A 23,794-nucleotide genomic window follows, 5' to 3' on the forward strand; every position below is an offset into this window, starting at 1 on the left:
TTGGGTCTCGGCTAAGCCACCGCCGGCTGCCATACTCGATGCACCGCTTCCCAGGAGGGCCGTCATGAAGTTCCTGCGCTGGATGACCGTGCCGTTGCTGTTGCTGGTCCCGATCTCCGTCGTCGCGGCGGGTCCGGCCGCTGCCAGCGAGCCGATCCAGGGCGTGTACCTGGTGCAGCAGGAGGACGGTCCGGCGGCGCGTTGGGACATCTTCCCGTCGTGCGTGCCGGGCGGTTGCAAACTGGTGATCATCAGCAAGGGCGACGTCCCCGGCGGCGACGCCCGGCTGACCAACGTCCTGTGGCAGTTCCCCGTCAACAAGATGAACGCGCGCACCTGCCCGGACGGCAGCACCACCTCCGAGCAGGAGGTCGTCACGTTCGACGACGTCACCATGACCGGTGTCCGCAAGACGCTGCGGACGGCGTTCTGCGGCGAGCCCGCGGGCATGGTGGAGAAGCGGTTCACGCTGACCTACCTGCAACCGCTGTCGACGCCGGTCGAGCCGTGGCCGCTGACCTGCTACGGCCCCAACCTGACCCGGTGCTACTGACAGATCGGCCGTAACGGAGGACGTCCCGCCGCGGATATCCGAATAGCGAAGCACGTTCGCTGAATCGACGGAAGTGACGCACATGGCTGCAGGCCCGGACGGCGGGTCGCCCACGCTCGGGCTGTCCCTGGGCGCCACCCGCCTCGCGGGCGTGACCGCCGGGCGCGCGCTCACCCGCCGGTCGGTGATCACGCTGTTCCGGCACCGCCCGCCCGAGGTGGGTGCGCCGGAGGAGAACCAGAAGCTGGCCGAACGCGGGCTGGTCATCGGGGACTTCGTCGAGCGCATCGGCGACCCGGTGGGCATCGTGGCATCGGACGGGTCCACCCACCGCGCCGACGCGCTGGCCGCGGCCGCGCTGCGGGCGATGGCGTACGCGCTCACCGGCGGCCGCCCGCCGACCGAACCCGTGGGGATTGCCTACCCGTCGCACTGGCAGCCCGCCACCGTGGAGGCGTTGCGGCGGGCGCTGGCGACGGTCCCCGAGTGGGCGGGTGCGCCGCCGGTGCTGCTGCCGGACGCCACCGCAGCGGCGGTGGCCCTGCAGGCCGGACCGGGCCTGCCCGCGCGGGGCGTGATCGCGGTCTGCGACTTCGGGGGCAGCGGCTCGAGCATCACGCTGGTCGACGCCGCCGCCGGCTACCGGCCGATCGCCCCGACGGTGCGCGACAACGACTTCTCCGGCGATCTGATCGACCAGGCGTTGTTGCGCCACCTCGTCGCCGCGCTGCCCGCGTCGGCGGACGTGTCGGACACCTCGGCCATCGGATCGCTGAGCCGGTTGCGGGCGCAGTGCCGCGCCGCCAAGGAGCGGTTGTCCGCGGCGACGGTCGCATCGTTCCCCGCAGACCTGCCCGGCTACCGGGGCGAGATCCGGCTCACCCGAACCGAACTCGACGACGAGCTCCGCCAACCGCTCGCCGGCTTCGTCGCGCTGCTGGGCGACACCGTCGCGCGCAGCGCGGTGCCGCCGCTGGCGGCCGTCGCCACGGTCGGGGGCGGCGCGGCGATCCCGGCGATCACGACCACCCTGTCCGAGGAGCTGCGGCTGCCGGTCGTCACGGCGCGCCATCCCGAACTCGCGGCGGCCGACGGCGCCGCCCGGCGCGCTGCCCGCACTCCCGCCGACGACAGCCGGACCGCCATGGCGGCGGCGGTCGCCGCTCCGGCCGCAGCCGCCGCACCGGCCGAGGATGACGCCGATGCGCATGCGTTCGGCGGCATGGCCTGGTCCGAGGACGATTCGGTGCCGCCGGTCGCGCCACCCGTCGACCCGTCGTACCGCGACACCGAACCGCCGCCGGACGATGATCCCGACGAGGCCCGGCCCGGCGTCCGGTTCCGCGACGGTCCCGCCGCGGCTGCTGCGCCCGCCGCCACGACGCCGTGGTACCGCCGGCCGGGCGGAGTGATCGCCGCCGCGGCGATCGTCCTCGCGCTGGCGTCCGGCGGCGTGCTCTACCTGGCGCGCAGCGACGACGGGTCCGATGCGGGAACCCGCAGCAGCACCTCGACGCCGGCCACGAGCCCCGTCACGCCGCCGGCCGCCACCCCGGTACCGGTGCAGTCCGGGGCGCCGGCGGCCGCCGAACCGCAGGCGCCCGCCGCCGACGCGCCGCGACCGCCGGCCAGCGAGGCCGCGCCGCCTGCCGCACCGGAGCCGGCACCCGCCGCGCCGGCGCCCGAACCGCCGGCGAGCGAGCCCGCGCCGGAACCGCCGCCCGCCGAGCCGGCCCCGCCGCCCCCGCCGTTCCAGCTCCCGGAGATCCCGCCGCTACCCCAGATCCCGGGCATACCGCCGCTGTTCCAACCTCCGGCGTAGGACGGCCGCGCAAAACGTCCGGTCACCCGCGCTTCGGCCCTGTGGTGTCGCCGCAGTCCAGGTCTAGGGTCGCTCGGCCGGGCGTTTGACCAGCAGCAACCGGGCCATGGGAAGCGTCATCGGTTGCGGCGCGGCCGCCAGCCGGGCCGCCGCGCCGGAAGCGATCCGGTCCGCGACCTCCGCGGAGCGGGGATCGGCGCGGCCGCCGTCCAGGCCGGCGACCAGCCCCGGGAGGATGAGAGTGCGCAGCAGCCCGGCCCAGCGCGCGCCGAACTGCCGGGCATCGCCGTCGGCGAGGTAGCGCTCGTGGTTCTCGTCGGCGGCCACGTAGCGTTCGACCCGCTCGACGGAGAGGTTCTCCAGCCGCCCGCTCGGCGCGAACGGCGCGGTGAACTCCGCCTCGGTGCGGGCGTAGGTCGGCAGCGCCATCCGCCGGGCCTCGTCGGCGCCGATCACGCCCGCCGTCGCCAGGGCGTCGAGCTCGGCGGCCACCGCATCCAGCAGCGGCTCGAAGCCGGGCCGGCCCTCGTCGTCGACGGTGCTGGTCAGCACCACCAGCCGGCCGCCGGGTGCCAGCTCGCGTCCGCGGTAGGCGACGAAGTCGTGCCAGTCCCGGGCGGCCTGCCCGGCGAATGCGCGCCGCGCGGAGGCGTCGGCGCTGTAGCCCACGTGGATGTGGTCGGGCACCGGCACCGGCGGCCGTCGCAGCGACTGGGTCACCGACGCCGCCCAGCCGAGGGTCACGCTGTCACTGGGCAGCACCTGCTCGAAGAAGTCCCGGCCCACCGCCGCGCAGAACGTCGCCGGATCGTCGCGCAAGTAGCTGGCGGGATCGTCGGCCAGCGTTCGGAACAGGCTGGTGAAGTCGTTGTCCGGCCGGTCGGTGTGGACCACCAGCACCGAGCGCTGCGTGCCGACGCGGGCGCGCAGTGCCTCGACCGCCCGCGAGATCGGCAGCAACGACGCGCGACCACCCGAGGCGCCGTAGTCGGCGACCACGATCGGCGGCCGTGAGCCGCCGATCGGGACCGCACCCGCGGCCGCCACCAGCAACTCGACCGCGGGCAGCACGCCGGGACCGCTGCCCTCCGGCAGCGAGGGGCGAATCACATGCGACGGCGGCACGCACACTTCCGGTTGGATCACGCGGGGCGGGTGCCACCGATTGTGCCGCAGCGAACGCGTGTCAGGAGCCGCGGGCGACCCATTCGTCGTAGTTCACCAGCTCGCCGCCGATGGTGGTGGTGTCGCCGTGGCCGGTGTAGACGACGGTGTCGCCCGGCAGTGCGCCCAACCGCCGGGAGATGGAGTCGAGGATGGTGGGGAAGTCGGAGTACGACCGGCCGGTGGCGCCGGGGCCGCCGTGAAACAGCGTGTCCCCGGAGAACACCGCGCCGAGCTCCGGCGCGTACAGGCACGTCGAGCCGGGGGAGTGGCCCGGCGTGTGGAGGGCCCGCAGCTCGACGCCGCCGACCGTCAACGACAGCCCGTCTTCGAGTGCGCGGAAGTCGTTGTCGCGATGGGTCATCCGCCACAGCACGTCGTCGGCGGGGTGCAGCAGGACCGGCGCGTCGAGGCCGGCGCCCAGCTCGGGGGCGACGGTCACGTGGTCGTTGTGGCCGTGCGTGCAGATGACCGCGAGCACGTTGCGGCCCCGCACCGCCTCGATGATCGGCGCCGCCGCGTGCGCGGCGTCGATGACCACCACGTCGGTGTCGTCGCCGACGAGCCAGACGTTGTTGTCGACCTCCCAGCTGCCCCCGTCGAGTTCGAACGTGCCCGACGTGACGATGCGTTCGATGGCGGTCACAGGATCACCACCGACCGCAAGACTTCACCGGCGTGCATCCTGTGGAAGGCGTCCTCGATGCCTTCGATCCCGATGCGCTCGGTGACGAACTTCTCCAGCGGAAGCCGGCCCTGCAGGTACAGCGAGACCAGCGTCGGGAAGTCCCGCTCCGGCAGGCAGTCGCCGTACCAGGAGGACTTCAGCGAGCCGCCGCGGGAGAAGAAGTCGACCAGCGGCATCTCGAGCATCATCTCCGGCGTCGGTACGCCGACGAGCACGACCGTGCCGGCGAGGTCGCGGGCGTAGAAGGCCTGGTTCCAGGTCTCGGGTCGGCCGACGGCGTCGATCACCACGTCGGCGCCGAACCCGCCGGTGAGTTCCCGGATGGCCTCGACGACGTCGGCGGACCGGGCGTTGACCGTGTGGGTGGCGCCGAAGTCCTTCGCCCAGGCCAGCTTCCGGTCGTCGGTGTCGACCGCGATGATGGTGCGCGCGCCCACCAGCGCCGAGCCGGCGATCGCCGCGTCGCCCACCCCGCCGCAGCCGATCACCGCCACCGTGTCGTCGCGGCCGACGGCGCCGGTGTTGACCGCGGCGCCGAGGCCGGCCATCACCCCGCAGCCGAGCAGACCCACCACCGCCGGGTCCGCGGCGGGGTCCACCGTGGTGCACTGTCCCTCGTGGACCAGCGTCTTGTCGGCAAACGCTCCGATGCCCAGCGCCGGCGTGAGTTCGGTGCCGTCGGCCAACGTCATCTTCTGCGCGGCGTTGTGGGTGTCGAAGCAGTACCACGGCCGGCCGCGTCGGCAGGCGCGGCACCGGCCGCAGACCGCGCGCCAGTTGAGGATCACGAAGTCGCCGGGCGCCACGGTGACCACACCGTCGCCGACCGACTCGACGGTGCCCGCCGCCTCGTGACCCAGCAGGAAGGGGTACTCGTCGTTGATGCCGCCTTCGCGGTAGGTCAGGTCGGTGTGGCAGACGCCGCAGGCGAGCACATCCACCACGACCTCGCCGGGACCCGGGTCGGGAATCGTGACGTCGACCAGCTCCACCGGCTCCCGTTTCGCCCGCGAGATGACACCGCGCACCGTCTGACTCATGGATTTTAACCTACTGCCCGCTGGACACTTGTCCAGCGGGCGTTTAATCCGCAATTGGTAGGGGCAAGTACTTTTCCGGAGTACGGATGTGCTCCATACTTGTCCCCATGAGCGATACCGGCGGTCCCATGTTTCTTGCAGCTTCGGCAGGTGGTGCAGCACTCGACCAGGTGATCGGCCTCTCGGTGGCCGGCCTGGTGGTCACGGCGGTCGTGTTGTGGATCGCCTACATGCACCGAATGCGGAGAATCACCTGGCTGGCGAACCTCGGCGAGCGCACCGGCAAGCGGTTCAACCGGCCCGCGTGGGTGGCGCTGCCCATCTTCATCTTCACCGCCACGCTGATCACGGCGCTGTTCGGCTTCATCTGGGACGTGAGCCTGCACATCGGCAACGGCCGCGACGAGGGGCCGCTGGCCAATCCGGCGCACTACTTCATCCTCGTCGGGCTGTTCATGCTGTTCATCGCCGGCGTCACCGCCTGTGTGCTGCCGTACGAGAAGCCGGGCCCGTCGGCCGTCCGCATCACCAAGAACTGGTATGCGCCCGTCGGTGGCGTGCTCATGGCGGGCTGCGGCCTGTACGCGCTCATCGGCTTCCCGCTCGACGACGTGTGGCACCGCATCTTCGGCCAGGACGTGACGCTGTGGGGACCGACCCACCTCATGCTCATCGGCGGTGCCGGCTTCTCGACGCTCTCCGCGCTGTACCTGGAGTACGAGGGCCGGCGGGTGCCGCGGCCCGACGCGCGGCCGGACGGTCCGGGCCTGAAGTTCATGCAGTACCTGGCATTCGGCGGCGTCGTCGTCGGGTTGTCGGTGTATCAGATCGAGTTCGACTTCGGCGTCCCGCAGTTCCGGCTCGTCTTCCAGCCGATGCTGATCGCCGCGGCCGCCGGTGTGGCGCTGGTCGGCGCCCGGATCATGATGGGGCGCGGCGCGGCGCTCGCCGCGGCGCTGTTCGCGATCGTGCTGCGCGGCGCCGTCGCGCTCGTGGTCGGCCCGATTCTCGGCGCGCCGATCAGCTGGTGGGCGCTGTACCTGGGGCCGGCCGTCCTGGTCGAGCTGCTGGCGCTGACGCCGCTGTTCAAGCGACCGATCGTGTTCGGCGCGGTGTGCGGCCTGCTGATCAGCACCGTCGGGCTGTGGCTCGAGTCGCTGTGGGTCGACGCGCTGTACCACTACCCGTGGACCACGAGCATGATCCCCGAGGCGCTGGCGATGGCGGTGCCGGTGGGCATCATGACCGGTATCTGCGGCGGCATGCTCGGCATGGTGCTGACGGGCCAGCGGCTGCCGAGCCGGGGCATCGCGATCGGCGCCGTGGTGCTGACCGTCCTGGTGATCGGCGGAGCGACGGCCAACGGGCTGCGCTACCACGTCCCGGCGACCGCCACCGCGAGCGTCACCCTGACCGACGCCCCGGAGGTCGGCGGCCAGCGTATGGCCACCGCCGACGTGCGGATCACGCCGCCCGACACCGTGTCGGAGGATCCGGAGTGGCTCTCCGTGCTGTCCTGGCAGGGCGGCCTCAGCCACGATCGCGGCCTCGAAGTCGACACGCTGGAGCGGGTCGGCCCGGGTCACTACCGCACGCCGCAGGCTTTCCCGATCTCCGGGAAGTGGAAGTCGCTGCTGCGCGTCCACGACGGCAAGACCCTCACCGCCGTGCCGATCTACCTGGCCGGCGATCCGCAGGTCGGTATCCCGGAGTATGCGGCGCAGCCGCAGAGCACTCAGCCGTTCGGGCCGGAGATCAAGATCCTGCAGCGCGAGCGCACCTTCGACGCTCCGTCGTGGCTGTGGACGGCCGCCTGCCTGGTAGTGCTGTTCTGCACGCTGGTGATGATCGCGGGCCTCACGTGGGGCGCGGGCCGCATCAACGAGTCCGAGGCGCCGACGGAGGCCGAGATCGAGAACCGTCCGACCGTGCAGGCGTGACCGGACCGGGCGTGTACCTGGCGGACCACTCACTGCTGCTCGCGCTGCCCGCGGTGATCCCGGCCTTCGTGGTCGCCGGCGTGGTGCTGTGGGTGGTCGCCCGCGACCGGCGCCAAGGAGACAACGACGACGAGGAGACGACGGAACTGTGAGAGTGGTACGGCTCGTGGCGGCAGCGGGTGTGACGGTGGCCGTGGCGGCGGGGTGCGGATCGTCCGGCGAGGACACCGCCGCGTCCAGCAGCGCGACCGCCGGCGAAAGTCCCACCAGCATCGCCGTCTCGACCGCTCCCAGCGAGGTCAAGCCCGCCGGGCTGACCGTCGACATCACCATTTCCGGCGGCTCGGTCACGCCGACCAACGGGTCGTTCGACGCCAAGGTCGGTGAGCCGATCGTCCTGCGGGTCACCAGCGACGCACCCGACGAGTTGCACGTGCACTCCAACCCGGAGCACAGCTTCCCGGTGGCGGCGGCACCCGGGCAGTCGTTCGAATTCACCGTCGACGTACCCGGTCGCGTCGACGTCGAACTCCACCACCTCGACAAGACGGTCGCCACCCTCAACGTGCGACCGTGACGGTCCTGGCCCACGGGCTCGGCGGGTCCACCGACCTACCGATCCCGCTCAGCTATGCGCTCATCGGCGCGGCGTGGGCGCTGACCGCCACGTTCGGTGTGGTGGCGCTCGCGTGGCGGACGCCGCGCTTCGACCCGGAGAAGCCGGGCAGGCCGGTGCCGGCCGGGGTGCAGCGAGTGGTCGACGCGCGAGCCACCCGGCTCGTCGTCGCGGTGCTGGCCCTGCTGTTCGCTGCCTGGGCGGTGATGGCCGGCATCTTCGGGCCGCAGAACGGGGAGAACGCGCTGCCCGGCACGTTCTACGTGCTGCTGTGGGTGGGACTGGTCGCGGCGTCGCTGTTCTTCGGGCCGGTGTGGCGAGTGCTCTCGCCGATGCGCACCGTCACCCGGGTGCTGCCGGAGCCCCGCCGGCGGTATCCGGTGCGGCTCGGCTACTGGCCGGCGGCCGCCGGGCTCTTCGCGTTCGTCTGGCTCGAGCTGGCCAGCCCCGACCCCGGCTCGCTCACGGCGATCAAGTGGTGGCTGCTGTGCTACGCCGCCGTGATGCTCGGCGGTGCGCTCGCCTTCGGTGACGGCTGGCTGCGGCGCGCCGACCCGTTCGAGGTGTACAGCGTCGCGGTGTCCCGGCTGTCGGTGTGGCGGCGGCGCCGGGACGGCCGCATCGCGGTGGGCAACCCCTTCGACACCCTGCCGTCGATGCCGGTGCGGCCCGGCCTCGTCGCCGTGCTGGCGGTGCTGCTGGGATCCACGGCGTTCGACAGCTTCTCCGCCGGCCCGGCGTTCCGGAACTTCCTCGACACGACGGCGTCGAGCGCGGCGACCGCCTCGCTGCTCAAGACGGCCGGCCTGCTCTGCTTCGTGACGGTCGTCGGCGTGACCTTCTGGCTGGCGGCCCAAGCCACGGGCGGGGTCGACCGGGCGCAGCGGCGCGCGTTGCCGGGTCTGCTCGCGCACTCCCTCATCCCGATCGTGGTGGGGTACATCTTCGCCCACTACCTCACCTACCTCGTCGAACGCGGGCAGCAGACGGTGATCTACCTCGCCGATCCGCTCGGGCGCGGCTGGAACCTGCTGGGTCTGGGCGACGCCGAGGTGACGTATGTGCTGTCGATGCACCCCGCGGTGCTGGCCACCGTGAAGGTCGCCTGCGTGGTGGCCGGCCACATGGGCGGGGTCATCGCCGCGCACGACAAGGCGCTGCGGGTACTGCCCCGGGGACACCAGCTCACCGGCCAGCTCGCCATGATGCTGGTCATGGTCTTCTACACCTTCACCGGGCTCTACCTGCTGTTCGGCGGATAGCGTCGACACGGTGTCCGCCCCCTCCGCCCTCCAGGCCGTCGCCGACTGGCCCGTCGACACCGCGGCGGCCGTCGTCGTCGGACCCGACGGGGTGCTCGCGTGGCTCGGCGACCAGGGCCACCGCTTCGCGCTGGCGTCGGTGACCAAGGTGCTGGTGGCGCGGGCGGTGCACGTCGCGATCGAAGAGGGCGCCGTCGACCTCGACACCCCCGCCGGTCCGCCGGGCGCCACGGTGCGGCACCTGCTGGCGCACACCTCCGGGCTCGCGATGCGGTCGACGGAGATCATGGCGGCGCCCGGCACCCGACGGATCTACTCCAACACCGGTTTCGCGGTGCTGGCCGAGGCGCTCGAGCGCGCAACCGAGATCCCGTTCGGCGACTACCTCCACGACGCGGTGTTCGCGCCGGTGGACATGGCGTCGTCGCAGCTCGACGGCGGCGCCGCCGCGGCGGGATACGGGGTGACGGCGACGGCCGGCGACCTGGCGTCGTTCGCCGGCGAGCTGCTGCGGCCCGCGCTGGTGTCACCGCAGCTGCACGACGCCGCGACGCAGGTCCAGTTCCCGGGCGTCGACGGCGTGCTGCCCGGTTTCGGTGTGCAGCGACCCAACGACTGGGGGCTCGGTTTCGAGCTGCGCGACGGCAAGACGCCGCATTGGACGGGGTCGGCGAACTCGCCGCGAACCTACGGCCACTTCGGCCAGCGCGGCACGTTCCTGTGGGTGGATCCGGCCGCCGACCTGGCGTTGGTGGTGCTCACCGACCGCGACTTCGGCGACTGGACGCACGAGCGGTGGCCGGCGCTGTCGGACGCCGTGGTGCGGGATTTCGGCGCACACTAGCGCAACAGGCGTCCCACAGGGCACAATAGGCACGCACTACACGGATGCAATTCAGTCGGCGCCGCCGGGTCGTTGGGGAAGACGTCCCACCAGGAGCCGAAGGAGCAGCCGATGCGTGCGTCGAACCAGTTCGCCGACGTGACGACGGGCGTGGTGTTCATCCACGCCTCGCCAGCGGCGGTGTGCCCGCATGTCGAGTGGGCGCTGTCGTCGACCCTGGAAGCCAGGGCGAATCTGAAGTGGACGGCGCAGCCCGCCATGCCCGGGCAGCTGCGGGCGGTGACGAACTGGGTGGGGCCGGTGGGCACCGGCGCCCGGCTGGCCAACGCGCTGCGGTCGTGGCCGGTGCTGCGGTTCGAGGTCACCGAGGACCCGAGCCACGGCGTCGACGGTCAGCGGTTCTGCCACACGCCACAGCTCGGGTTGTGGAGCGGCGCGATGAGCGCCAACGGCGACGTGATGGTCGGCGAGATGCGGCTGCGCGCCATGATGTCCGCCGGCGCCGACACCCTGCTGAGCGAGCTGGACTCCGTGCTCGGCACCGCGTGGGACGACGCGCTGGAGGCGTTCCGCGCGGGCGGCGAGGGCGCGGAGGTCACCTGGCTCAGCAGGGGCGTGGGGTAGCCGACGACATCAGACCGGGGCCAGTTCGCCGATCGACGAACTGGCGGCGACTACTCGTACTTTCGCGCCCGTTCGTTGGTTTGGGCGCGGTGAGGCGAGCGGCTACAGCGGGATGTTCTTGTGCCGGCCGCGGCGCGGAGCCGCCTCGGCGAGCGCCTGGGTCAGCACGCTGCGGGTGTGGCTCGGGTCGATCTTCGCGTCGACCACACCGATCTCGATGGCCGAGTCGACGCCGCCGGCGATCCGCTCGTGCTCGGCGGCCAGCTCCTCGTGCAGCGCCTCGCGCTCCTCGGGCGCCGCAGCGGCAAGCTTCTTCTTGTGCAGGATGCCGACGGCGGCCTTGGCGCCCATGACGGCGACCTCGGCGTCGGGCCACGCGAACACCTTGGTGGCGCCCAGCGAACGGGAGTTCATCGCGATGTAGGCGCCGCCGTAGATCTTGCGGGTGACCAGCGTGACCCGCGGGACCGTGGCCTCACCGAACGCGTGCAGCAGCTTGGCGCCGCGGCGCACCACACCGCCCCACTCCTGGTCGACGCCGGGCAGGTAGCCGGGCACGTCGACGACGACGACCAGCGGAATGCCGAACGCGTCGCACAGCCGCACGAACCGCGCGGCCTTCTCGGCGGACTCGGAGTTCAGGCAGCCGCCCAGGCGCAGCGGGTTGTTGGCCAGCACGCCGACCGTGCGACCGGCCAGCCGTCCCAGCCCGACGACCATCGACGGGGCCCACTTCGCCTGGAACTCCTCGAAGGGCGTGCCCTCATCGAGCAGCGCGGTGACCAGCGGGTGCACGTCGTACGCGCGACGGGCGGAGTCGGGCAGCAGCGCCTTGAGATCGGAGTCGCCGGCCTCGGCCTTGCTGCGGTCGAAATGGCCCTGCTGGCAGAACAGCCCGACGAGCCGGCGACCGCGGGCGTAGGCGTCGAGCTCGTCGCCGGCGACGATGTGGCAGACGCCGGACTTCTTGTGGTGCGCCTCGGGCCCGCCGAGCGACACCATGTCGACGTCCTCGCCGGTGACGCTGCGGACGACGTCGGGTCCGGTGACGAACACCTTGCTGTCGGGCGCCATGATGATGACGTCGGTGAGGGCCGGGCCGTAGGCGGCGCCGCCCGCCGCGAACCCGACGACGACGGAGATCTGTGGGATGTAGCCCGACGCCCGGATCATCGCCTCGAATACCAGCCCGACGGCGTGCAGGGCGCGCACGCCCTCGGCGAGCCGGGCGCCGCCGGAGTGCCAGATGCCGACGATCGGGCTCTGCTCCTCGATCGCGGTGTCGTAGGCGTCGACGATGTGCTTGCAGCCGTCGACGCCCATCGCGCCGCCCATCACGGTGCCGTCGGTGCAGAACGCGATGGTCCGCACGCCGTTGACGGTGCCGGCCGCGGCCAGCACACCCGATCGGTCACGCTCGTGGAGCAGCTCGACCGAATCGTCGTCGAAGAACGTCGCCAGCCGCAGCAGCGGATCGCGGGGATCGAGCGACTCGTTGACGGCCTCGGGCACCGTGATGGTCATCTGGTGATCTCCTGTTCCCACTGCGGCTCAGTAACGGCCCAGTACGACGGCCACATTGTGACCACCGAAGCCGAAAGAATTGTTGATCGCGTACTCGTATGTGCCGTGTCGTGGCTCACCCGCAACCACGTCGAGATCCACGTCGGGATCGAGGTTGCGCAGGTTGAGCGTCGGCGGCACCACCTGCTCGCGCAGGGCCAGCAGCGTCAGCACCGTCTCGACCGCGCCGACCGCCCCGACGGAGTGGCCGAGCGCCGACTTCGGGGCGTAGACGACGGCGTTGTTGCCGCCCTTGCCGAGGGCCCGGTTGATGGCGGCCGCCTCGGCGACGTCACCGACGTTGGTGCCGGTGGCGTGCGCGTTGACGTGGTGGATGTCGTCGGGCGTCAGGCCGGCCAGCTCGATGGCCCGCGTCATCGCGTAGCCGGCGCGCTCGCCGTTGGGGTCGGGCGCCACCATGTGATAGCCGTCGGAGGTGATGCTCGCACCCATGAGCCGGCCGAGGATCGTGGCGCCGCGGGCCTTGGCGTGCTCCTCGGTCTCCAATACCAGCAGTGCACCGCCCTCGCCGAACACGAACCCGTCGCGGTCGCGGTCGAAGGGCCGGCACGCCCCGGCGGGATCGTCGTTGTTGGTGCTCATGACGATCCGCATCTGGGCGAACGCCGCGATCGGCACCGCCTCGATCCGGCTCTCGATGCCGCCGCAGATCGCCACGTCGGCGTCGCCGAGCACGATCTGCCGCCAGGCATGCGCCACACCCTCCGAACCGGAGGCGCACGCCGAGACCGGCGTGGTGACGCCGGCCTTGGCGTTGCGCTCGCGCGCGACGGTGGCCGCCGCGGCGTTGGGCATGTAGGTCGGCACCGCCATCGGCGAGACCGCGCTGACGCCCTCGGTGCGCAGGGCGTCGAAGTTCGTCCACAGCGTCTCGGTGGCGCCGATGCCGGTGCCGATCGACACCGTCAGCCGGCGGGGGTCCACCTCCGGTGAACCGGCGTGCTCCCAGGCCCGCCGGCTGAGCACCAGCGCCATCTTCTGCACGTAGGACAGTTCGTCGGCCTCCTCGGGAGTCAACTGGCTGTCGAACTCCTCGACGAGGTGGCCGCCGATGCGGACGGGCAGGTCGAACTCCTCGACGAACGGGTCGTCGAGGCGGCGGATACCGCTCTGCCCGGCCAACAGTGCCTTCCACGTGGTGTCCGCGTCCGACGCCACCGACGTGGTCAGTGCATAGCCGGTGATCACCACATTGGGGAATCCGTTCCCCGTCGTCAGGCCTGCCATTGCTGCGCTGTCCTTCTTGCTAAACCGACTCAGTATCGGCCGAAAGCGAGCGCGACGTTGTGCCCGCCGAAGCCGAAAGAGTTGTTGATCGCGTACTGGTAGTCGCCGTAGCGCGGTTCGCCTGCGACGACGTCCAGGTCGATCTCCGGATCGGGTGTCTCGTAGTTCAGGGTGGGCGGGATGACGCCGTCGCGCAGCGACAGCACCGTCAGCACCGACTCGAGCGCACCGACCGCGCCGATGGAGTGGCCGAGCGCCGACTTGGGTGCATACACCGCGGCGTGCTGGACCCCCGCGACGCGGATGGCGTTGGCCTCGGCCACGTCACCGATCGAGGTGGCGGTGGCGTGGGCGTTCACGTGGTCGATGTCCTTGGGCTCCAGACCGGCGGTCTCGAGCGCCCGCTTCATCGCCTGCCCGGCGCGCGCACCGTCGGCGGCCGGGGCCACCATGTGGAACGCGTCGGACGTGATGCCCGCGCCCATGAGACGGGCCAGCGGCTTGGCGCCGCGGGCCTTGGCGTGCTCCTCGGTCTCGATGACCATGAGCGCGCCGGCCTCACCGAACACGAACCCGTCGCGGTCCTTGTCGAACGGCCGCGACGCGCCTTCCGGATCGTCGTTGCGGGTGCTCATCGCGCGCATCATCGAGAACGCCGCGATCGGCAGCGCCTCGATGCCGCCCTCGACGCCGCCGCACACGGCGATGTCGGCGTCACCCATGACGATCTGCCGCCACGCGTGAGCGATGCCCTCCGAACCCGACGAGCAAGCCGACACCGGGGTGATGACCCCGGCGCGGGCGCCCAGCTCGAGCCCGACGACGGCGGCGGCGCCGTTCGGCATGATCATCTGCACGGCGAGCGGCGACACCTTGCGCGGGCCGCCCTCGTTCATCGCGTCGTAGGTCTCGACGATCTTCTCGCCGCCGCCCAGACCGGTGCCGATCACGACCGCGAAGCGGTCCGGATCGACCTCCGGCCGCCCGGCGGTGTCCCACAGCTGGTTGCCGAGGTACTTGGCCATGCGCTGCACATAGGACATCCGGCGCATCTCGAGCCGCGTCATCAGCGGGTCGAGCGGCTCCTTGAGATGCCCACCGATGCGCACCGGCAGGTCCCACTTGTCGACGAACTCGTCGGTGAGGACGCGGATCCCGCTCTCGCCGGCCAGCAGGCCCTTCCACGTGCTCTCGATGTCCGCCGCGATGGACGTGGTCGCCGTAACGGCGGTTACCACGACACTGGGGTAACCGCCGTTAGCAGTGGAAGGACGCGTCACGCGCGGTCAGCTTCGATCTGCGCGCGGATGGCCTCGGCGGCCTCGGGGTTCTCTTCCTCGAGCTTCTGGATGTAGCCCACGACGTCACCGACGGTGCGCAGCCCGGCGAGGTCCTCGTCGGGGATCTTCACGCCGTACTTGTCCTCGGTCTGCACCGCGATCTCCACCATCGACAGCGAGTCGATGTCGAGGTCGTCGACGAACGACTTCTCGGGGGTGACCTCCGACGGCTCGATACCGGTCACCTCTTCGATGATCTCGGCGAGTCCGGCGATGATTTCATCCTGGCTGACGGCCACTGTGTGGCTCCCTTCATCTCTTTTCCGGGGTTCTTCCCGGGTTTACTGCGGTGGTCTTGGTCGGTATGCAGTTGTGGGCTACAGGTCGGCCAGTGCGGCCAGGTCGTCGGGCGTCTTCACCGCGTGGTTGGGTGTGCCCTTCAATTCGCGCTTGGCGATCCCGGCCAACGTACCGGCCGGCGGCAGCTCGACGACGGCGGCAACGGCCGCGTCGCGCATGGTCTGGGTGCAGAGGTCCCAGCGCACCGGCCGGGTGAGCTGGGCGACGAGCTTCGCCATCGCGTCAGCCGCCGAGGTGACGGGCTTGCCGTCGGCGTTCGACAGCAGCGTGGCGGTGGGCTCGTTGGTGGCCACGGTGTCGGCGGCGGCGGAGTAGCCCGCCAGCGCCGAGGACATGTAGTGGGTGTGGAAGGCGCCGGCGGTGGCCAGCGGCCGGATACGCGCCTTTGCGGGCGGATCCTCGGCGAGCTTCTCCAGCGCCGACAGCGCGCCGGCGGCGACGATCTGACCCGCGGCGTTGCGATTGGCGGGCACCAGGTCCAGGCTCTCGAGCCGGGCGAGCACCTCGGCCTCGTCGCCACCCAGGACGGCCGACATGCCGGTGGGCTCGACGGCGCAGGCCCTGGCCATCTCGGCACCGCGGGTGGCGGCCAGCTTCACCGCATCGTCGGCGGAAATGATGCCGGCGATAGCGTACGCGGCGATCTCGCCGACGGAGTGGCCCGCCACGACAAGGTCACGGCCGGCGAAGATGCCGCGGCCGGTGAGCTCGGCGTGGGCCAGCAGGGTCGCCGCGACGACGAGGGGCTGCGTGACGGCGGTGTCGGTGATCTCCTCGGCGCTCGCCGTGGTCCCCAGCTGCGCGAGGTCCAGCCCGCTGATCTCCGACCAGGTCGCGATGCGGTCCGCGGCGCCGGGCAGCTCGAGCCACGGCGTGAGCATTCCAGGCGTCTGCGATCCCTGCCCGGGAGCGAGCACTGCTACGGGTCCAAGTGGCACGAATTAAGAAAACACTGTGGAAACGGTTTCGCACGGTGTTAAAGATTATGAACCTTGTCTTAGGTTTTTGTGCAGTCCTCACAAAAGGGCCTCCGATGCAACACGGCCGAGACCGTGCCGCGACTCTCAGCCCACCCGGGGTATCCCGGTTCGACCCGTCACGCGGGTGACCGGCACATTCCCCATGGTCGAGCGCTGTGCCTGATAGGAGAGCCGGCCGACGGTCGTCGCCACCCGCAGCACGTAGGCGTCACGCGGCGCCGTCGGATCGCGCCCCGTGAAGTCGGCGATGCGCTTGAGCCGGTAGCGGACGGTATTTGGATGAACGAACAACTTGCGGGCGCACGCTTCGATGGCGCCGCCGCTGTCGAGGTAGGCGTCGAGGGTCTCGGTCAGGGCCGGGCCCGCGTCGGCAAGCGGCCGCATCACCTCCGACTCCAGCGCGGCGATCGCGGACGCGTCGCCCAGCAACGCCCGCTCCGGCAACAGTTCGCGCGCCGACACCGGCCGCGGCGCACCACTCCACCCCGCGACGGCGTTCATGCCCGAGATGGCCTCGATCGCGCTGCGGTGCGCCGCCGACAGCATGGGCGCCGTCGGCCCGATCACCACCGGGCCGTCCGAGAAGGCGCCCATGAGCTCACCGACGAAGCGCTCGGTGGGTGACAAGGCGCCCGAGACGATCGCCACCAGCCAGGTGCCGTGCACGTCCGACAGCGCCGCCCGGCCGTGCCGCTTGGCGGCGTCGCGGACATCCTGGCTCGCGAAGTCGATCCGGTCGGGATGCGGCATGCCGACGACGACCGTCGCCGGGGCCGTGGGATCCCAGTTCAGCGCCGCCGCCTGCGATTGCAGTTCGGGGCCGGTGTCGCCGCGCACCACCGCGTCGACGATGTTGGCCTCCATGCGGCTGTCCCACGATCCGCGGGCCTCCGCGGCGTCGGCGTAGGCGGAGGCCGCCGCGAACGCCAGGTCGCGGCTGTACCGCAGCAACCCCGCCGTCAGCGCCGACACCTGCTCGTCGGAACGCGCCAGCAGCGGCACGACCTCCTCGAAGTACTCCATCGTGACCCGGACCATGTCCACCGTGTGGCGCAGCGCGATCCGACGGGTCAGATCCTGCGGCACCATCTCGAAGGCCTGCACGGTGTAGCTGACCTCGCTCTGCGGGTTGCGCATCCACTCGACGAAGTTGATCACCGCCGCCTGCACCACCAGCTGGACGCTGGCCTTCTGCGACGCCTCCAGGTCACCGAAGAACGGCAGCCGCTCCTGCAGGATCTGCACGGCCTGCGTCGCCAACCGGCCCGAGTACTGCTTGACCCGCCGAAGCAGCGAATCCGGCACGGTCGCCACGAGGTCCAGCGTCGACTGCGGGACCACGAATCGGTTGTCGGCCATCCCCAAAAGGTACGCCCGCTGTTAGAGGTTCCTCCAAGGTCGCGTCGCCTACGCGACTCCGGCCAATGTCGTCGCCTACGCGACTCCGGGATCCGACGTCTGCTCCGGCGCCGCCGACACGTCGTCGATCCGGTACCGCTCGGCCGCCTCCACCGCGGCCGACTCGTCGATCTCGCCGTCGCGGGCAAGCCCCTGCAGCACCGCGACGGCCACCGACTCGCCGTCGGTGTTGAAGTACCGGCGCGCCGCCGGGCGGGTGTCGGAGAAGCCGAAGCCGTCGGTCCCGAGCGTGATGTAGGTGCCCGGCACCCACGGCCGGATCTGCTCGGGCACCGCCCGCATCCAGTCCGACACCGCCACCACGGGCCCGCGGGCGTCGGCGAGCACCTCGGTGAGATACGGCGTGGCGGGCGTGCGGTCGGGATGGCGCAGCGCCGCCTTCTCGATCGCGACGCCGTCGCGGTTCAGCTCACCCCAGCTGGTCACCGACCACACGTCGGCGGCGACGTCCCAGTCCTCGGCCAGGAGTTCGGCCGCCCGCAGCGCCGACGGCATCGCCACCCCCGACGCCAGGATCTGCGCGGAGTACCGCTTGTGCTCCGGCGCCGGCTTGTAGCGGTAGATGCCCTTGCGCAGACCGTCGACGTCGAGACCCTCGGGTTCGGCGGGCTGGCGGTACGGCTCGTTGTAGATCGTCAGGTAGAAGTAGACGTTCTCCGGGTCCTCGCCGAACATCCGGGCCAGCCCGCTCTCGATGATGTAGGCGATCTCGTAGGCGAACGCCGGGTCGTAGGACACCACCGCCGGATTGGTCGCCGCCAGCAGCAACGAGTGGCCGTCGGCGTGCTGCAACCCCTCGCCGACCAGCGTGGTGCGGCCCGCGGTGGCGCCCAGCACGAAGCCGCGCGCCATCTGGTCGGCCGCCGCCCAGAAGAAGTCGCCGGTGCGCTGGAACCCGAACATCGAATAGAAGATGTAGACCGGGATCATCGGCTCGTCGTGCGTCGCGTACGCGGTGCCCGCCGCGGTGAACGACGCCACCGAGCCGGCCTCGTTGATGCCCTCGTGCAGGATCTGGCCGCTTTCGCTCTCCTTGTACGCCAGCATCAGCTCGGCGTCGACCGAGGTGTAGAGCTGCCCGTTGCGGTTGTAGATCTTGAGGTTCGGAAACCACGAGTCCATGCCGAACGTGCGCGCCTCGTCCGGGATGATCGGGACGATGCGGTGCCCGATCTCCTTGTCGCGCAACAGTTCCTTGAAGGTCCGCACGGTCGCCATGGTGGTGGCGACCTCCTGCTTGCCCGAGCCCTTCTTCAGCGCCTGGTAGGTGTCGTGGCCGGGCAGCGTCAGCACCTTTGCCTTGGTGCGGCGCTCGGGGACGAAACCGCCCAGCGCCCGCCGCCGGTCGAGGAGGTAGCGGATCTCGGGCGCCTCGGGACCGGGGTGGTAGTACGGCGGCAGGTACGGGTCCTTCTCCAGCTCGGCGTCGCTGACCGGGATCCGCTGGGTGTCGCGGAACTGCTTGAGGTCCTCGATCGCCAGCTTCTTCATCTGGTGCGTGGCGTTGCGGCCCTCGAAGTGCGAACCCAGCGAGTAGCCCTTGATGGTCTTCGCCAGGATCACCGTCGGCTGACCCTTGTGCTCCATCGCCACGCGGTAGGCGGCGTACACCTTGCGGTAGTCGTGGCCGCCGCGCTTGAGGTTCCAGATCTCCTGGTCGCTCATCTTCTCCACCAGCGCCTTGGTGCGGGGGTCCCGGCCGAAGAAGTGGTCGCGGACATACCCGCCGTCGTTGGCCTTGTAGGTCTGGTAGTCGCCGTCGGGCGTGGTGTTCATCAAGTTGACCAGGGCGCCGTCGCGGTCGGCGTGCAGCAGCACGTCCCACTCGCGGCCCCACACCACCTTGATGACGTTCCAGCCGGCGCCGCGGAAGAACGACTCGAGCTCCTGGATGATCTTGCCGTTGCCGCGCACCGGGCCGTCGAGCCGCTGCAGGTTGCAGTTGACCACGAAGGTGAGGTTGTCGAGCGCCTCCAGCGCGGCGACATGCGCCAGCCCGCGGCTCTCCGGCTCGTCCATCTCGCCGTCGCCCAAAAACGCCCACACATGCTGGTCGGAGGTGTCCTTGATGCCGCGGTCGTGCAGGTAGTGGTTGAAGCGGGCCTGATAGATGGCGTTCATCGGGCCGATGCCCATGGACACCGTCGGGAACTCCCAGAAATCGGGCTTGAGGCGCGGATGCGGATACGACGGCAGGCCGCCGCTTTCGTGGCTGTGCTCCTGGCGGAACCCGTCGAGCTGATGCTCGGTGAGCCGGCCCTCGAGGTAAGCACGCGCGTAGATGCCGGGGGAGGCGTGACCCTGGATGAAGACGTGGTCGCCGCCGCCGGGATGGCTCTTGCCGCGGAAGAAGTGGTTGAAGCCGACCTCGTAGAGCGCGGCCGACGACGCATACGTCGAGATGTGCCCGCCCACACCGACGCCCGGGCGCTGCGCGCGGTGCACCATGATCGCGGCGTTCCACCGGATCCACGCCCGGTAGCGCCGCTCGACGTCCTCGTCGCCCGGGAACCACGGCTCCAGCTCGGTCGGGATCGTGTTGACGTAGTCGGTCGACGTCAGCGCGGGAATCGCGACGCGCTGCTCACCGGCGCGTTCCAACAGCCGCAGCAGCAGATAGCGCGCCCGGGCCGGACCCGATGCGGCGAGCAGGCCGTCGAAGGACTCCAGCCACTCCGACGTCTCCTGCGGATCGATGTCGGGCAGATAGGAGGCGACACCTTCTCGGATCACCCGGACGCGGTCGGAATCCGGCGGGGTGGACGCGTTTTCCGCTACGTCCCGGCGAACGATCTCGGTGGTCAACCCACTACTCCTTATCCGGCGGTGCGACGCGAGGTCGGCACGTCGGCCGACGAGGTGTCTGTCACCGCCCATCGTCCTCTCATCGTGCCGCAGATGCAGCGCCGGTGTGCCCAGGTGCGAAACGTCGCAGCGGCGGGAGAAGCGGATGCCGCGCGGGCCCGAGCCGGTAACGTCTGACCCCGTGGTGGGCAGACCGACCGGGCACTGCAGGGCCGGCTCACGGCGGTGGCGGATCGGCGGGAGCGTGGCCGGCGGCGCGGCGGTGGTCGCCATGGTGGTGGTGGGCTGCACGCGCATCGCCGACGGCACCCCGGTGGCCGACTCCAGCGATGTGCCGATCTACAAGGCGTCGGTCGCGCGCTCGGAGTCCATCGCGAGCTCCGTCGAATCGTCGCGGCAGGCGGCGTCGACCACCGCGGCCGTCCGGTCGGCCTGCAACGAGCTGCTGAGCAGCAGCGCCACCATCGACGCGGTCAACGCCTACGTCGACGCCATCGAACACGGCGGCGACGTCGACGGCGCCGCGCGGGGCGCCGTCACCTCGCTCACCAACGTCTCCGACGCCGTCGAGGACAGCATCACCGATGCGCTCGGCAGCGATCTGCGCGCACGGTTGCATAACTGGGTGGACGCGGCGCGCGCGCTGCGGGCGGTCATCGAACGCCACGGCGTCGGCGACGATTACAACAACGCGGTGGACCGCTTCAACGCCACGCGGCGCGCCGCAGCGGAGGGCTGCCGGCTGCGGTGAGGTGCGCCATGACATGCCGATGACTACCTGCCGTTTCGCGACATGCGACGATAGGGCAGCAGTTACGTTGACAGCATCGACGAGATCGAGTCAGGAGGTGTCCGACGGTGGTCGCGGCGGCAGGCGCCCCGAACTACGCCCGAAAGCTGGGCATCCAACCGGACCAGGTCGTCCAGGAACTCGGCTGGGACGAGGACACCGACGACGACATCCGGGCTGACGTCGAAGAGGCATGCGGCAGTGAGCTGCTCGACGAGGACGCCGACGAGGTCGTCGACGTCGTGCTGCTGTGGTGGCGTGACGGGGACGGTGACCTGGTCGACGCCCTCGTCGACGCCATCACCCCGCTCGCCGATGACGGCGTGATCTGGGTGCTCACGCCGAAGACGGGCAAAGCCGGGCACGTCCAGCCCGCCGAGATCGCCGAGTCGGCGCCGACGGCCGGGCTGATGCAGACGTCGTCGGCCACGCTGGGCGACTGGAGCGCCAGCCGGCTGGTGCAGCCGAAGTCCCGTGCCAGGCGGACCTGACGCGGTGCTCCCGCCCGGAACCGAGGCGCTTGACTTCACGCTGAAGGACCAGAACAACCAACCGGTCTCGCTGTCGAGCTTCCGCGGGCACCGCAACGTGCTGTTGGTGTTCTTCCCGCTGGCGTTCACCGGCGTCTGTCAAGGCGAACTCGACGAGATCCGCGACAACATCGGCGTGTTCGAGAACGACGCCACCCAGACACTCGCCATTTCCGTCGGGCCGCCCGCCACCCACAAGATCTGGTCGCTGCAGAGCGGCTACACCTTCCCGGTGCTCTCCGACTTCTGGCCCCACGGCGCCGTCGCGCAGGCCTACGGCGTCTTCAACGAGGTCGCCGGCGTGAGCAACCGCGGCACCTTCCTGATCGACCGCGGCGGCGTCATCCGCTTCGCCGAATGCAAGGAGCCCGGCGAGCGCCGTGACCAAGGCCTGTGGACCCAGGCGTTGGCCGCGCTGGCGGGCTGACCAGGATTTCCGTCGCGGGCGACGCTGCAGGTAGCCTGCCCGGGCACGGGCGTGTAGCTCAGTGGTAGAGCTCTGGTTTTACACACCAGCGGTCGGGGGTTCGAAACCCTCCGCGCCCACCGTCATAACTGCAGGTCAGAGGCTCGCGGCCGCGAGTTTGAGCTAATTTCAAAACCCCCGGTGTGCCAATAGTGTGCCAAGAGGTATCGAACGGGTGAGCCCAACGGGCCGTGGACGTGACCTGCACGCGGAGGCGCCAGTTGGTTGTAGGACACCCCAGACGATCCCGCTAACTGAAGCCAGATGTGTATTCTGACTTCACGTAGAAAATAAGTGAAGTTAGACTGCGGTGGTGACTTCACTTAGCTCTGTCACTCGCGAGGACGTCCGTTGGGAGCCGCAGAGCAGGAGGCATGCGGGGCGATCGCTGCCCAAGTACGGCACCTATCACCCCACGGTGCCCGCCAACATTGCCGATCTAGTTTTGGAGCTGCCATCATTTGTGTTGGCCGACGCTGAGTCAGCCAGCCGCGAGATTGCACGGTTTGACGCCGAACTCGGCGGCGAGATCGCTCCGTTCGCATCAGTGCTGCTGCGGTCGGAATCCGCCGCGAGTTCGCAGATCGAGAACCTGACCGCCTCGGCGCGCGCAATCGGTGAGGCCGAGCTGCCCGGTGGAAAGTCCAAGCGAAACGCGGCCATGGTCGTCGCCAACACCGCTGCGATGCAGGCAGCGGTCACCCTGTCTGACACCTTGAACGCGGACAGTATCCGGACGATGCACCGCGCCTTGATGATCAACGATCCCCGCCACACCCCAGGCGAGTTCCGCACCGAGCCAGTGTGGATCGGGAGTGGGTCCACCCCAATCGGCGCGACGTTTGTCGGCCCGCGTCATGAGCTGATCCCTGGGGCGATCGGCGATCTGATCGCGTTCGCCTACCGGGCCGACGTGCCCGCGCTGCCGCAGATCGCGGTGAGTCACGCACAGTTCGAGACCATCCACCCCTTTACCGACGGCAACGGCCGGACAGGGCGCGCATTAGTGCAAGCGATGCTGCGCAATAAGGGATTGACGCGGCAGGTTACGGTGCCGGTCTCAGCCGGGCTGTTGGCCGACACCGGCGCATACTTCGCCGCATTGACGAGCTATCGCGACGGTGACGCTGCGCCGATTGTCGAGAGCTTCTCGCGAGCCACCATTCTGGCGATCGCCAACGGGCGACAACTGGTCGTCGAACTTCGCGAGATTCGGGAAAACTGGAACGGTGTGATCTCCGCGCGGTCCGACTCCGCGGTGTGGAAGGTCGCCGACTTGTTGACTCGCCGCCCGGTCCTGAACGCCGTACTACTGGCGCAAGAACTGGGCATCGAGTCGACCAACGCTCACCGCTATCTCAACCCGCTCACGAAAGCAGGAATTCTCATCGAGACAACCAACGGGCCCCGCAACAGAGTGTGGCGTTCTCCAGAAGTACTCGCCGCGCTCGATGCTTTCGCCGAACGCGCCGGCCGACGCGGTTAATTGACCGCTCAACTCGATCCTCGGTCCCGTTGCTATCGCGCAAAGGCGGAAGTAGGCGGCCCTAGGCGTTCGCTTTGAACGAGGTCGCAGATGCCTAACGTGTTGTGTCGGCGCAGCTATGCTGGCGCTGTCCGAGAGGGTTGAGTGATGGCGAAGACTGTGGAGTTCCGCGGCGCTGACATGCGTCGTGCCTGGGAGGAAGCCGACGCCGCCGAGCGTGACGCGGAGCAGAATCCCGAGCGCATCGCAGAACGCCGCCGCCGACTAATCAAATGGGTTGAGGCACGCGCTAACACTGGCGTGCAGCCCTGGCG

General features: G+C 70.3%; 22 protein-coding genes and 1 tRNA gene. 13 read left to right on the top strand and 10 right to left on the bottom strand.

The window, feature by feature from the left end; translation table 11 throughout:
- Window positions 1-64 precede the first annotated feature (64 nt).
- Entirely contained in the window at window positions 65-553 is a 489-nt protein-coding gene (locus LV457_RS09830) for a hypothetical protein (RefSeq protein ID WP_232170604.1), read from the top strand.
- An 82-nt stretch (window positions 554-635) separates the two neighbouring features.
- Window positions 636-2,375: an Hsp70 family protein gene (locus tag LV457_RS09835; RefSeq protein WP_232170605.1), complete on the top strand. Its 1,740-nt coding sequence runs from the start codon at window positions 636-638 to the stop codon at window positions 2,373-2,375.
- A gap of 63 nt (window positions 2,376-2,438) precedes the next feature.
- On the opposite strand, the gene LV457_RS09840 is transcribed toward LV457_RS09835, so the two are convergent.
- Genes LV457_RS09840 through LV457_RS09850 form a run of 3 tightly spaced genes read right to left on the bottom strand, consistent with a single transcriptional unit; the run spans window position 2,439 to window position 5,267 of the window.
- Window positions 2,439-3,521: a class I SAM-dependent methyltransferase gene (locus tag LV457_RS09840; RefSeq protein ID WP_232170606.1), complete on the bottom strand. Its 1,083-nt coding sequence runs from the start codon at window positions 3,519-3,521 to the stop codon at window positions 2,439-2,441.
- A 40-nt stretch (window positions 3,522-3,561) separates the two neighbouring features.
- Complete coding sequence (locus LV457_RS09845) at window positions 3,562-4,185, bottom strand: MBL fold metallo-hydrolase (RefSeq protein WP_232170607.1); 624 nt, start codon at window positions 4,183-4,185, stop codon at window positions 3,562-3,564.
- Entirely contained in the window at window positions 4,182-5,267 is a 1,086-nt protein-coding gene (locus LV457_RS09850) for an S-(hydroxymethyl)mycothiol dehydrogenase (RefSeq protein ID WP_232170608.1), read from the bottom strand. The genes LV457_RS09845 and LV457_RS09850 overlap by 4 nt, the downstream gene beginning before the upstream one ends.
- A gap of 107 nt (window positions 5,268-5,374) precedes the next feature.
- Between LV457_RS09850 and LV457_RS09855 the strand changes: the two genes are divergently transcribed.
- From LV457_RS09855 to LV457_RS09880, 6 genes are all read left to right on the top strand, one after another.
- A complete protein-coding gene (locus LV457_RS09855; RefSeq protein ID WP_232170609.1) occupies window positions 5,375-7,207 on the top strand; it encodes a hypothetical protein in 1,833 nt (610 codons plus the stop codon).
- Window positions 7,204-7,359: a hypothetical protein gene (locus tag LV457_RS09860; RefSeq protein WP_232170610.1), complete on the top strand. Its 156-nt coding sequence runs from the start codon at window positions 7,204-7,206 to the stop codon at window positions 7,357-7,359. Before LV457_RS09855 ends, LV457_RS09860 begins: the two co-directional genes overlap by 4 nt.
- 14 nt (window positions 7,360-7,373) lie before the next feature.
- Window positions 7,374-7,784, top strand: a complete 411-nt coding sequence (locus LV457_RS09865) for a hypothetical protein (protein ID WP_232170611.1) — start codon at window positions 7,374-7,376, stop codon at window positions 7,782-7,784.
- Window positions 7,781-9,085 carry a hypothetical protein gene (locus LV457_RS09870; RefSeq protein ID WP_232170612.1) on the top strand — a complete coding sequence of 435 codons (1,305 nt, stop codon included), beginning with the start codon at window positions 7,781-7,783 and terminating at the stop codon, window positions 9,083-9,085. The genes LV457_RS09865 and LV457_RS09870 overlap by 4 nt, the downstream gene beginning before the upstream one ends.
- Window positions 9,086-9,095: 10 nt before the next feature.
- Window positions 9,096-9,929, top strand: coding sequence for a serine hydrolase (locus LV457_RS09875; protein WP_232170613.1), 834 nt, complete (start codon window positions 9,096-9,098; stop codon window positions 9,927-9,929).
- A 111-nt stretch (window positions 9,930-10,040) separates the two neighbouring features.
- Window positions 10,041-10,553: a DUF3145 domain-containing protein gene (locus LV457_RS09880; protein WP_232170614.1), complete on the top strand. Its 513-nt coding sequence runs from the start codon at window positions 10,041-10,043 to the stop codon at window positions 10,551-10,553.
- A gap of 102 nt (window positions 10,554-10,655) precedes the next feature.
- Here the strand turns inward: LV457_RS09880 and LV457_RS09885 are convergent, their stop codons facing one another.
- The 7 genes from LV457_RS09885 to aceE form a co-directional block, all read right to left on the bottom strand.
- The gene (locus LV457_RS09885) at window positions 10,656-12,077 is read right to left on the bottom strand and encodes an acyl-CoA carboxylase subunit beta (RefSeq protein WP_232170615.1); all 1,422 of its coding nucleotides are present in this window, start codon (window positions 12,075-12,077) and stop codon (window positions 10,656-10,658) included.
- A gap of 27 nt (window positions 12,078-12,104) precedes the next feature.
- Window positions 12,105-13,364 carry a KasA/KasB family beta-ketoacyl-ACP synthase gene (locus LV457_RS09890; RefSeq protein ID WP_232170616.1) on the bottom strand — a complete coding sequence of 420 codons (1,260 nt, stop codon included), beginning with the start codon at window positions 13,362-13,364 and terminating at the stop codon, window positions 12,105-12,107.
- 29 nt (window positions 13,365-13,393) lie between these two features.
- Window positions 13,394-14,644, bottom strand: coding sequence for a 3-oxoacyl-ACP synthase KasA (gene kasA / locus LV457_RS09895; RefSeq protein ID WP_232170617.1), 1,251 nt, complete (start codon window positions 14,642-14,644; stop codon window positions 13,394-13,396).
- Window positions 14,641-14,943 carry a meromycolate extension acyl carrier protein AcpM gene (acpM, locus tag LV457_RS09900; protein ID WP_232170618.1) on the bottom strand — a complete coding sequence of 101 codons (303 nt, stop codon included), beginning with the start codon at window positions 14,941-14,943 and terminating at the stop codon, window positions 14,641-14,643. The genes kasA and acpM overlap by 4 nt, the downstream gene beginning before the upstream one ends.
- A gap of 78 nt (window positions 14,944-15,021) precedes the next feature.
- Complete coding sequence (locus tag LV457_RS09905; RefSeq protein ID WP_308192182.1) at window positions 15,022-15,942, bottom strand: ACP S-malonyltransferase; 921 nt, start codon at window positions 15,940-15,942, stop codon at window positions 15,022-15,024.
- Window positions 15,943-16,068: 126 nt separating this feature from the next.
- On the bottom strand, window positions 16,069-17,343 hold the full coding sequence (locus LV457_RS09910; RefSeq protein ID WP_232170620.1) for a CdaR family transcriptional regulator: 1,275 nt from the start codon (window positions 17,341-17,343) through the stop codon (window positions 16,069-16,071).
- A 75-nt stretch (window positions 17,344-17,418) separates the two neighbouring features.
- Window positions 17,419-20,208, bottom strand: coding sequence for a pyruvate dehydrogenase (acetyl-transferring), homodimeric type (aceE, locus tag LV457_RS09915; RefSeq protein ID WP_232170621.1), 2,790 nt, complete (start codon window positions 20,206-20,208; stop codon window positions 17,419-17,421).
- A 181-nt stretch (window positions 20,209-20,389) separates the two neighbouring features.
- Here aceE and LV457_RS09920 point away from each other — a divergent pair, with 181 nt between their 5' ends.
- The 5 genes from LV457_RS09920 (at window position 20,390) to LV457_RS09940 (ending at window position 23,480) form a co-directional block, all read left to right on the top strand.
- Complete coding sequence (locus tag LV457_RS09920) at window positions 20,390-20,959, top strand: hypothetical protein (protein ID WP_232170622.1); 570 nt, start codon at window positions 20,390-20,392, stop codon at window positions 20,957-20,959.
- A 107-nt stretch (window positions 20,960-21,066) separates the two neighbouring features.
- Window positions 21,067-21,489: a DUF3052 domain-containing protein gene (locus LV457_RS09925; RefSeq protein WP_232170623.1), complete on the top strand. Its 423-nt coding sequence runs from the start codon at window positions 21,067-21,069 to the stop codon at window positions 21,487-21,489.
- Window positions 21,490-21,493: 4 nt separating this feature from the next.
- Window positions 21,494-21,955, top strand: coding sequence for a peroxiredoxin (locus LV457_RS09930; RefSeq protein ID WP_232170624.1), 462 nt, complete (start codon window positions 21,494-21,496; stop codon window positions 21,953-21,955).
- 47 nt (window positions 21,956-22,002) lie between these two features.
- Window positions 22,003-22,074 (top strand) — tRNA-Val (locus LV457_RS09935).
- Between the two features lie 338 nt (window positions 22,075-22,412).
- Entirely contained in the window at window positions 22,413-23,480 is a 1,068-nt protein-coding gene (locus LV457_RS09940) for a Fic family protein (protein WP_232170625.1), read from the top strand.
- The last annotated feature ends 314 nt before the right edge of the window (window positions 23,481-23,794 follow it).

Origin of the sequence: Mycobacterium sp. MYCO198283, assembly GCF_021213805.1 — a bacterium.
Lineage (GTDB): Bacteria > Actinomycetota > Actinomycetes > Mycobacteriales > Mycobacteriaceae > Mycobacterium.

Bases quoted from the DNA above. Each gene is read 5' to 3' on its own strand.
- LV457_RS09855 (WP_232170609.1), top strand. From the start codon at position 5,375: ATGAGCGATACCGGCGGTCCCATGTTTCTTGCAGCTTCGGCAGGTGGT.
- LV457_RS09880 (WP_232170614.1), top strand. From the start codon at position 10,041: ATGCGTGCGTCGAACCAGTTCGCCGACGTGACGACGGGCGTGGTGTTC.
- LV457_RS09830 (WP_232170604.1), top strand. From the start codon at position 65: ATGAAGTTCCTGCGCTGGATGACCGTGCCGTTGCTGTTGCTGGTCCCG.
- LV457_RS09885 (WP_232170615.1), bottom strand. From the start codon at position 12,077: ATGACCATCACGGTGCCCGAGGCCGTCAACGAGTCGCTCGATCCCCGC.
- LV457_RS09910 (WP_232170620.1), bottom strand. From the start codon at position 17,343: ATGGCCGACAACCGATTCGTGGTCCCGCAGTCGACGCTGGACCTCGTG.
- LV457_RS09835 (WP_232170605.1), top strand. From the start codon at position 636: ATGGCTGCAGGCCCGGACGGCGGGTCGCCCACGCTCGGGCTGTCCCTG.
- LV457_RS09890 (WP_232170616.1), bottom strand. From the start codon at position 13,364: ATGGCAGGCCTGACGACGGGGAACGGATTCCCCAATGTGGTGATCACC.
- LV457_RS09850 (WP_232170608.1), bottom strand. From the start codon at position 5,267: ATGAGTCAGACGGTGCGCGGTGTCATCTCGCGGGCGAAACGGGAGCCG.